The sequence below is a fragment of the Shewanella surugensis genome (assembly GCF_023284005.1).
In the GTDB taxonomy this organism is placed as follows: domain Bacteria; phylum Pseudomonadota; class Gammaproteobacteria; order Enterobacterales; family Shewanellaceae; genus Shewanella; species Shewanella surugensis.
On sequence record NZ_JAKIKS010000022.1, the window covers coordinates 48616 to 58236 of the forward strand.

Here is a 9621-nt window from a genome sequence, read left to right on the forward strand (position 1 = left end):
GATTTTTACATGATTACTTTTACATTATTATTTTAACATTAAAGATCGCGATCCTCTAAGGAAAGATGATGGCAGAAGAATTCTTAATGCTCGAAAAAAAGGCGTCAACGACAGGGGCACGAAACGGCAACGTACAGGTGAGTAAAATGGCTTTTTTTAAATCCAAGTCTTTTGTTATCGGCATTAGCGTGACAGGTACCATAGTGCTAATGGCATTACTGACGGGGTTATTGTTGGGGGGGAATACGCGCAGCACGGCCGAAGTCAATGGGCAAAGTCAAACGTCGCCTAAAAAAGCTTTTTATGTGGCGATGCCAAGACCATTTTTGTTCAACTTATCTGGCATTAACCACGTCGTTTTAGTGGAAATTAAAGTGCAATTGATGGTACGCAGCAGTGAGGATGACTTGTTGGTGAGAAAGCATATTCCTTTAATAGAGGATGCGCTGTTAACCACCTTTAGCAGCAGTGATCTACAGCGCTTAAGCAGTCAATCGGGTAAAGATGAAATGCGTCAGTTAGCCCTGCGGCATTTACAAAATACCTTACAGCCGGTGACGGGGCAAAAAATAATAGAAAAACTGTTGTTTACTGGCTTTATCATACAATAGTGATGCGTTCATCGTGAACCATTAAAGGATAAAAATCAGTGGGTAGTAGTAATGGAAAATGACATTAATTTGAGAGTGTATAGGCATAATGGTGACTGATTTATTGAGCCAAGATGAAATCGATGCTTTATTACATGGGGTCGATGAAGAAGATGATCGGGTTGATGAAGCCAGTCAAGATGCGCAGGCATATGATTTTTCTTCGCAAGATCGCATTGTGCGCGGGCGAATGCCCACCCTTGAGATCGTTAATGAACGTTTTGCTCGCCATTTACGCATCAGCATGTTCAATATGATGCGCCGCGCGGCAGAAGTGTCGATTAATGGCGTGCAAATGCTAAAATTTGGCGAATATGTCCATACGTTGTTTGTGCCAACAAGCCTGAATATGGTGCGTTTTAGTCCCTTAAAAGGCACGGCGTTGATCACCATGGAAGCCAGATTGGTGTTTATTTTAGTGGATAATTTCTTCGGTGGCGACGGTCGTTTTCATGCCAAAATAGAAGGCAGAGAATTTACCCCTACTGAGAGACGTATCGTTCAACTTTTACTGAAAATTATTTTTGAAGATTATAAAGAAGCTTGGGCTCCTGTGATGGATGTCGAGTTTGAGTATCTTGACTCGGAAGTCAATCCGGCCATGGCGAATATTGTCAGCCCAACCGAAGTGGTGGTGGTCAGTTCCTTTCATATTGAAGTCGATGGCGGCGGAGGCGATTTTCATATCACCATGCCTTATTCCATGATTGAACCTATTCGAGAGTTACTGGATGCGGGGGTGCAAAGTGATACGCAAGATACGGATATGCGTTGGTCACAAGCATTGCGCGATGAAATCATGGATGTGGATGTGGGAATGGATGCCACTGTGGTTGAGCATAAAATGAGTCTGAAGCAGGTGTTTGAGCTTAGTGTCGGTGATGTGATCCCGATTGAATTACCCGAACATGTGGTGTTAAAAGTGGAAGATTTACCCAGCTATCGCTGTAAAATGGGGCGTTCGGGGGATAATTTAGCCCTAAAGATCTGTGAGAAAATTCCCAGGCCCGAAACAGTCAAATCGGAATTACAGTTAGTGACGCGTCATGGTAGAGCGAGAGAGGTGTTAGATATTTAATCGCACTGATACCACATGATGACATAACATACTGAATATAGAAAACAAACAAAGTAAGCGTGCACTCATCAGAGTGACAGATAAAGATAAGGCGGTAGCGAATGAAGGCTGAAGCGGTAACGGATGAGTGGGGAGCGGCCATGGCCGAGCAGGCCATCGATAATACGGAAACTGTCGAATTAGATGATTTTTCTGCGGGTAAGAAAACGCTGAGCGATGATGAAGCGGCAAAGTTAGATGCCATCATGGATATTCCTGTTACTATTTCAATGGAAGTGGGACGCAGTTATATTAGCATCCGTAATTTATTGCAACTGAACCAAGGCTCAGTGGTTGAATTAGATCGCATTGCGGGTGAGCCACTGGATGTGATGGTCAATGGTACCTTAATTGCCCACGGTGAAGTGGTGGTCGTCAATGATAAATTTGGCATTCGATTGACCGATGTGATCAGCCAAACTGAGCGAATTAAAAAACTGAAATAATCCGGAGTAAGTTCCATGAGTATCATGTTCTTAGCAAACAGTGCTAGCAGTCAGGTCAACACTGAAGTCGTGAACACAGCAGCCATAACGCCGGCTGTCCTGAACACAGATGTCAATAGCACATTAATAAGCGCAGTGGATGCCGCGAATACCTTAGCCAGTTCAAGCCCAGCGACAACGTCTGCCATTGACAAAGCCGCAGCCGATCCCTCAAGCATTTCCAGTTTGGCGAGTATGTTTGGCGGCTTAGTGGTGGTGTTACTGATTATTTTCTTTTTAGCCTATTTAGTGAAGCGTTTTAATTTGGCTCCCAACAGTAATAGTGTGATTAAAACCATTGCAACGTCTCCTTTGGGGCAAAAAGAAAAACTGATGATTGTTGAAGTGGAAGGGCGTCAATATTTATTGGGTGTCACCCCGCATCAAGTGAATTTGATTGATAAATTAGACACGCCCATAGAGCAACAGGCTGAATCTTTTGCGAGTCGTTTGCGACAAGCAAAATCCACTAAGCCCAGTTAATAGCAAAGAGAACGACGCTGAGATATTGCTCTCAGCGTTGAGAAAAACCTTATGATGTATAGAAAAATAATAAAAAATAGCCCCCAGTACGTTCACACTCCCATAAGCGCCTTGGTGATGCGATGGGCTTTATTGGTATTATGTTTTTGCCCTTCTTTGGCCTTGGCGAATAATGGTATTTTACCTGCTGTAACCGTGAGTACAGGCATTGATGGCTCGACTCAGTATTCGGTGACGATGCAAATTTTGCTGCTAATGACGGCGCTCAGTTTTATCCCAGCGATGGTGATCATGCTGACCTCATTTACGCGTATTATTATTGTGTTGTCTATTTTGCGCCAAGCCATTGGATTGCAACAAGCGCCTTCCAATCAGGTGTTGATCGGGATCAGTTTATTCATGACTTTTTTTATCATGTCGCCGGTTTTTGATAAAATTTATGATGATGCCGTACAGCCCTATATTGAACAAGATATGGCCATCGATACGGCTTTTGAACGAGGGAAAGCGCCACTAAAAGCCTTTATGTTGTCACAAGTACGCATGACCGATCTGGATACCTTCATGGAAATATCCGCTTATCCCGACATTAAGCAGCCTGAAGATGCGCCGTTAAGTGTCATTATTCCCGCCTTTATTACCAGTGAATTAAAAACGGCTTTTCAAATTGGCTTCATGTTATTTGTGCCTTTTTTGGTATTAGATCTGGTGGTGGCCAGTATTTTGATGGCCATGGGGATGATGATGTTATCGCCGATGATTGTTTCTTTACCCTTTAAAATCATGTTGTTTGTGCTGGTGGATGGCTGGAGCTTGGTGATGGGAACATTAGCCAATAGTTTTGGCTTGTAGCACGCTTGATAATAAGCCAATAAGAAGAAAGCCCCTATGAGCCCAGAGTCTTTGATTGATGTTTTTCGTGAAGCCCTGAGCGTCATTGTTATCATGGTATCGATGATTATTGTGCCGGGATTAATAGTGGGTTTAGTGGTGGCGGTCTTTCAGGCGGCAACGTCGATTAATGAGCAAACCTTAAGTTTTTTACCGCGTTTACTGACGACCTTGTTTGCTTTGATGTTACTGGGGCATTTATTGGTCCGCACGATGATGGAGTTCTTCTATGAGATGGTCAATATGATCCCGATGGTGATAGGTTAGTTTTTATGCTCTCAATAACACTCACGTTGGTAAGTGCTAACTTCTTCTGTATTCTTTTAAGATCAATCTTTATCAATGAAGCTGAAGTGACGCAGAGGCGGGGAAATTAGTCGATGTTTTTTCTTCTCGATACCGTCATGCAAGGCATCGCCAGTTATGTGTGGCCCTTCATTCGCGTCAGTAGCTTGTTTATGGTGATGGGGGTGTTTGGGGCGACAACGACCCCGAAGCGGATCCGTTTATTGTTATCGGTTGCCGTCACCTTTGCTATTGCACCCGTCTTGCCGCCAATGGAAAAAATGGAATTACTATCCTTAAGTGCGGTCTTTGTCATTGTCCAACAAGTGATCATTGGTGCCTCGATGGGCTTTGTCAGTGTATTACTGATGCAAACTTTTGTATTAGCAGGGCAAATTATTGGCATGCAAACCAGTTTAGGCTTTGCCTCTATGGTGGATCCTAGCTCGGGTCAACAAACCCCGATGATCAGTAATTTTTTCCTGTTACTCACCACGCTCATTTTTCTCAGTGTTGATGGTCATCTGGTGTTTATTCGTATGTTAGTGGCCAGCTTTGAGACGATCCCGGTTTCAATGCAGGGATTACATTTAAGGGGTTATCAAGCGCTGGCTGATTTTGTCGGCTACATGTTTGGGGCGGCGCTAACCATGTCACTGTCTGCGATTGTCGCGCTGTTGACCATTAATCTGGCCTTTGGTGTGATGACTCGAGCCTCGCCTCAGCTCAATATTTTCTCCATTGGCTTTCCGGTGACTATGGTCAGTGGCTTGTTTATTTTGTGGCTCACACTCTCGCCTATCATGGCGCATTTTGATGAGATCTGGCAGCAGAGCCAGTTGCTGTTGTGCGATGTGTTATTGCTTAGCTGTAATATCAATGGCGGTATATGATAGGTTGATTTAAATTAGTTAAAGCAGCTGTGTTTTTAGAAGACCCAATAGGAGACGTCGTTGGCAGACAATGACAGCAGTCAGGAAAAAACCGAACAGGCGTCCGACCATAAGCGAGAAAAGGCTAAAAAAGAAGGCCAAGTTGCCCGCTCACAAGAGCTCGGCACGTCGGCGGTGCTGATTTCGGCCGCTCTTGGATTAATGATGACAGGGCAAGATATCGCCATTGCAATGAAGCGCATTACCTCGTCGCTAATGAGCTTAACCCGCGCACAAATTTTTGATGATCATACCAGCTTACTGATTTGGCGCGACATCGGCAGCGAACTGGTGTTGCCGTTATTTGGATTTATCGCTTTTTTAGCCGTCATCGCCTTTGCGGGTAATATTGCCCTTGGGGGGCTGTCTTTTTCCGTATCGGCTTTTATGCCCAAGCCCAGTAAAATGAGTCCGATTGCGGGCTTTAAGCGCATGTTCGGTACTAAGGCTTTAGTGGAGCTGACAAAAGGCGTGGCCAAGTTTGCGGTGGTCGCCTCGATGGCTTATGCCTTATTAGGGCTTTATTTGGATGAAATTCTGGCGTTATCTCAAGATCATTTACCGGGCAATATCTATCATGCTTTAGAGTTAACGGCTTGGATTTTTATCTTGTTGTGCGCCTCAACGTTATTGATTGTGATCATTGATGTGCCTTTTCAAATCTGGGATCACAATAAAAAGCTCAAGATGACGAAACAAGAGCTTAAAGATGAGCATAAAAATATGGAAGGGAAACCTGAAGTGAAAGGCCGTATACGGCAAATGCAGCGGGAAATGGCGCAGCAGCGGATGATGAAGGATGTACCCAATGCCGATGTGATCATTGTCAATCCCGATCATTATGCCGTGGCGGTTAAATATGACGCCGCACGCTCCAAAGCGCCTTTTGTGGTGGCCAAGGGCGTGGATGAAGTCGCCTTTAATATTCGTGAAATTGCTCGCCATCATAAAATAACCATCGTCTCCGCCCCGCCTCTGGCCCGAGCGGTTTACCACAGCACTAAAATTAACCAAGATATCCCCGAAGGCCTGTTTACCGCCGTAGCGCAAGTGTTGGCGTATGTGTTCCAGTTGCGGGAATACCACAAAGGTAAAGGCCGCAAACCGACGGCTATTCCGCTGAAGCAAAATATACCAGAGGAGATGGAGTATTAACTTGATCAGTGAGTTGAAGGTGTAGTCATTTGCCCGCAACGCCATGCTTTATTGATATTTCTGATATTTCTGATATTTCTGATATTTCTGATACTTTTGATGTCTGCTCATTCGATGAAACGTTGTAACGTATTGTTGTTTATTGCTTGTAGCAAGTTAAGATCGTGAGTTCCCACTCCTTCCTGTAATAATAGAGTGGGGTAAAGAGGACTGTTCGTCCTTAACGATATCCTTATATACCCATCATTCTTCAAGGTGCATGCTTTAACACCTGAAAGTGGTCATTAATTGTACTCTCTAAGATATCACCTATTTTGGGAAGTGTTTGACTAAAAAATTCATCAATTTTGTCTCTTTTCAATTAAACCTACCCGTGATAATCCGCATTTATCGCGGGTAGGTTTCTTTTGTAAAAATCTCATGTAATAAAGCGTAATATTTTTTTTGAGTTCAATACCTATACTTTCTTACTATGCATAAAAGATAGTCATATGCCTGTTACTTGTTAAGTAACAGGTGGTTGTATTTTATAGCTGTGGGCAATGTAAGAGTAAAGTCTGTAACATTATTAATGTAGTTAAAAACGTGATTGGAATTAAAACTCAAGAGCAAATATTACAGCGCAAATAGTGACAACGGCAGGAGCAAATCTTCTTTGCTTAATAGGCTTGACAGAGTCTGTATAACTTAGATGTAACATTGTGATAGACGGACAAATTTGTGGTCATTAAAGCCCCTCTACTTCACTGGTTGAAAAGGAATAAACGATGGCATTTCCAACAGCAGTAAACAGTCAAATCACAGATTCAATTTCACTAAAAGATGTGGGTGTAATAAGTCGTGAGAAAATTCGCGCTATTGCTTCGGTGGAAGTAGACGGTAAATCTCATCATCTGGGTGAGCACCGAGATTTTCGCCGAAATGAATTATTGAATTCATTTATGCCAGAAAGTGGCCGTTATTCATTTAGCTGGGTCAGATTGCGTGACGGGGAAATCTTAGACAATCATGATCACCCCACAAGCTCCATGATTTTGGTTTGCCAGGGATCTGTCTATGCAACAGGCAATGTTGAAAGATTATTAATCGAAGGCGACATCGTCTGTGTCCCTCCGGGGAAAAAACATGGTTTTAGAACTGAACAGGGACAAGATTTTCACGGGTTATCAATCCAATTTGAGGGTGAAGGCTTATATGAAAATGAATTAGAGGCGCGGGTTAACTTTTTAGCACATCAGAACGAGGCATATGAAGCGTTAGAGAGACTAAATCAGCGTCTGATGGCGCAGCACAAAAAAAACATCATGTTTCAATTAGTGGCAAGCGGAGAGTTGGAGCACAATGACGAAAAACGCAAAAACTTTCTTGAGGCTGTCTATGTGTGGTCAAAGTACTTCCAGAGAATACTCTACACCAGACAGGCATATTGCCAAGACCGTGAATTAATGTCTTTATATGAGGAGCACTTACGCGAAGAGTTGGGCCACGATGAGATGCTTAGATCTCAGTATGATCTACAAGGAAACGTGTATGATCCGATACTTGAAGCCTCATCACAATGGTTTATTAACAAGATGATCAATGGCGATGAAGCCGAAAAAATCGTTGTGGTTCATTTGGTGGCGGAGTCCAGTGGTTTTCTGTTCGGGCAGGCAACACAGGCAATCTTCAAAAAACCAGTACAAGAAGATTCCTATTTTGAAGTACATGCCGAATTCGATGAAGGTCACCGTGATATAGGCAAGCCCTATCTGCAACGCCTTTCACCCGCGCATTTTCCAAAACTCATGGAAACCTGCAGACAGGCATGGGATCAGATGACTTTAATCAATGAGCGGTTTGCGGCGATTAGCATTGAAAGCAGCACAAAAAAATCGACCATAAAGCAACACTGAAAGTGGCACAGAAACAACAGCAGCTCGGCACCTATCAGTGTGAAAAATAACGCCCCCTTCTCTAGCAGGAAAGGGTGTTTCGGAGGTTTTAATGAATGCCCCTTTTGTTCAAACGCAATCCACGTCTTCGCAACTTGCGGCGCATTGGGAAGCCGGGCTGTATGAAAAGTTCTCAGAGCACCGGACTCGACCCGCTATTGAATTATTAAGCAAGGTTACCGTGGAAGATCCAGAGTATATTGCAGACTTAGGTTGTGGCTTTGGCAATGTCACGAGAATAATGTCGGTACGCTGGCCGCAGGCGTTGTTTTTGGGCGTTGATTCATCCTCGGATATGTTGAATGCTGCAGAGGCTGACGGTTCAGAGCATATGCAGTGGGTTAATGCAGACATTAGCCAGTGGTGTCCGGAGAAACCGCTAGACCTCTTGCTGACCAATTCTCTGTTACATCTGTTGCCTCATGGACAGTTACTGCTTAAATTGGTCTCATTTATCCGATCTGGTGGCCAACTCGCCGTACAGATGCCGGACGGTTTCGATGCTCCTTGGTATCAACTGATGCTTGATGTGCTCAGTAATGGTGGAGCAGAAGGGGATCCATTAGGTACTCCTGAGTTACAACAACAAATGGCACAGCCTTTGGTTATGGATAAGCGGCAATACTTTGATCTACTGGCGGATAAAACAACACATTTGGATATTTGGGACACTGAATATTTACAGGTACTTGAAGGTATAGAGCCCGTTTTTAAATGGGTGAATGCGGCGGGATTACGACCCATTGTTGCCAATTTGAATCGTGTTGAAACCAAGCTGTTCCTGCGTGCCTATCGGCAGCGTCTGTTACATGCGTATCCGCAGTGTGGTGATGGCCGCACCTTATTTCCTTTTAAGCGTCGGTTTATTATTGCGACAGTAGGCTAAGGTCATCAGTCAGTTCTTAAAGGGGCTTGTTGCAAAAATGCCTTTATGACTCAGGATTGCTTTTTTGCCTCCTTAATCCCTTGAATATAATGACCCAACCTTAATCAAAATGGAAACACTTTACCGCTGAAATCATCTCATGCTCTGTTTGCTGAACGAGGGTTTTCAGTGCATAGAAGTACGCTTTATCATCGGTAGAGCTAACGTGTTTATTCCCCAAAATGGCTTGGCCTTTGAATGACGGTGACTATATTTTTTTAGCATTGGTTGAGTGTGTTTGTTATTGGATCTTTATGGGTATTTATTGCCTGCGGCAGGCTTATGTGCAGATGCAAATACAAAACGCCGCAAGCACGTCCCTGTGGGCTCTGCTAAAACTTCCTTATTTTAGAAGTTCGCTATTGCATCTACACGGATATTTGAAAGCAAAGATAAAAAGCCGTGTGTTTCTTCGAATTGGGCATTGTTTTGAATGAACAGTGAAAGTTGTGAACTATATCGAGTTATTTAGTACAAATGAGCGACACGTTAATCATAAAGTTGTTGGTGATCTGACTATTACGACCAGTTATTTTAAGTGTTCAGGTTTATTTTATCGTCAGCGTTCTCTAAGAAAATAATCTTGAGGGTCTTCATTATTCACATCATAACGTGGCGATTGTGTCTGCGCCGCCATTGGTACGTGCGGTCTAGAGCTATAGTCGTTTCTGGTGTATGAGGATAAAGCATTGCGATGTAACCTGTTAATTGATCTTGGCCGATCAACAATTAACAAAAGGAACATCGCAATGACTAAAAATGAT

At 43.5% G+C, this 9621-nt stretch carries 11 protein-coding genes; 10 read left to right on the forward strand and 1 reads right to left on the reverse strand.

The genetic code is table 11. The features are described from left to right. Positions 1 to 65 precede the first annotated feature (65 nt). The 10 genes from L2764_RS07755 (at position 66) to L2764_RS07800 (ending at position 8818) form a co-directional block, all read left to right on the forward strand. Positions 66 to 611, forward strand: coding sequence for a flagellar basal body-associated FliL family protein (locus tag L2764_RS07755; protein ID WP_248939649.1), 546 nt, complete (start codon positions 66 to 68; stop codon positions 609 to 611). A gap of 91 nt (positions 612 to 702) precedes the next feature. Then, a complete protein-coding gene (gene fliM, locus L2764_RS07760; RefSeq protein WP_248939659.1) occupies positions 703 to 1728 on the forward strand; it encodes a flagellar motor switch protein FliM in 1026 nt (341 codons plus the stop codon). Positions 1729 to 1829: 101 nt separating this feature from the next. Continuing rightward, a complete protein-coding gene (gene fliN / locus L2764_RS07765) occupies positions 1830 to 2213 on the forward strand; it encodes a flagellar motor switch protein FliN (protein ID WP_248939650.1) in 384 nt (127 codons plus the stop codon). A gap of 15 nt (positions 2214 to 2228) precedes the next feature. Beyond that, on the forward strand, positions 2229 to 2735 hold the full coding sequence (gene fliO, locus L2764_RS07770; protein ID WP_376708390.1) for a flagellar biosynthetic protein FliO: 507 nt from the start codon (positions 2229 to 2231) through the stop codon (positions 2733 to 2735). 117 nt (positions 2736 to 2852) lie between these two features. Beyond that, positions 2853 to 3587: a flagellar type III secretion system pore protein FliP gene (gene fliP, locus L2764_RS07775; RefSeq protein WP_248939661.1), complete on the forward strand. Its 735-nt coding sequence runs from the start codon at positions 2853 to 2855 to the stop codon at positions 3585 to 3587. Positions 3588 to 3623: 36 nt separating this feature from the next. Continuing rightward, entirely contained in the window at positions 3624 to 3893 is a 270-nt protein-coding gene (fliQ, locus tag L2764_RS07780; RefSeq protein ID WP_248939651.1) for a flagellar biosynthesis protein FliQ, read from the forward strand. A 113-nt stretch (positions 3894 to 4006) separates the two neighbouring features. Then, positions 4007 to 4804, forward strand: coding sequence for a flagellar biosynthetic protein FliR (fliR, locus tag L2764_RS07785; RefSeq protein ID WP_248939652.1), 798 nt, complete (start codon positions 4007 to 4009; stop codon positions 4802 to 4804). 60 nt (positions 4805 to 4864) lie between these two features. Beyond that, positions 4865 to 5998 (forward strand): flagellar biosynthesis protein FlhB, encoded by a 1134-nt coding sequence (flhB, locus tag L2764_RS07790; protein WP_248939653.1) that lies wholly within the window; start codon positions 4865 to 4867, stop codon positions 5996 to 5998. Positions 5999 to 6765: 767 nt separating this feature from the next. Continuing rightward, positions 6766 to 7893: a cupin domain-containing protein gene (locus tag L2764_RS07795; protein WP_248939654.1), complete on the forward strand. Its 1128-nt coding sequence runs from the start codon at positions 6766 to 6768 to the stop codon at positions 7891 to 7893. Between the two features lie 91 nt (positions 7894 to 7984). Beyond that, complete coding sequence (locus L2764_RS07800; protein ID WP_248939655.1) at positions 7985 to 8818, forward strand: methyltransferase domain-containing protein; 834 nt, start codon at positions 7985 to 7987, stop codon at positions 8816 to 8818. Positions 8819 to 9416: 598 nt separating this feature from the next. Here the strand turns inward: L2764_RS07800 and L2764_RS07805 are convergent. After that, on the reverse strand, positions 9417 to 9621 hold a 205-nt coding region (locus L2764_RS07805), incomplete at its 5' end, for a hypothetical protein (RefSeq protein ID WP_248939656.1).

Excerpts from the sequence above, each read along its gene's own strand:
- L2764_RS07755 (WP_248939649.1), top strand. The coding sequence starts at position 66 with ATGATGGCAGAAGAATTCTTAATGCTCGAAAAAAAGGCGTCAACGACA.
- fliN (WP_248939650.1), top strand. The coding sequence starts at position 1,830 with ATGAAGGCTGAAGCGGTAACGGATGAGTGGGGAGCGGCCATGGCCGAG.
- fliO (WP_376708390.1), top strand. The coding sequence starts at position 2,229 with ATGAGTATCATGTTCTTAGCAAACAGTGCTAGCAGTCAGGTCAACACT.
- fliP (WP_248939661.1), top strand. The coding sequence starts at position 2,853 with ATGCGATGGGCTTTATTGGTATTATGTTTTTGCCCTTCTTTGGCCTTG.
- fliQ (WP_248939651.1), top strand. The coding sequence starts at position 3,624 with ATGAGCCCAGAGTCTTTGATTGATGTTTTTCGTGAAGCCCTGAGCGTC.
- fliR (WP_248939652.1), top strand. The coding sequence starts at position 4,007 with ATGTTTTTTCTTCTCGATACCGTCATGCAAGGCATCGCCAGTTATGTG.
- L2764_RS07795 (WP_248939654.1), top strand. The coding sequence starts at position 6,766 with ATGGCATTTCCAACAGCAGTAAACAGTCAAATCACAGATTCAATTTCA.
- L2764_RS07800 (WP_248939655.1), top strand. The coding sequence starts at position 7,985 with ATGAATGCCCCTTTTGTTCAAACGCAATCCACGTCTTCGCAACTTGCG.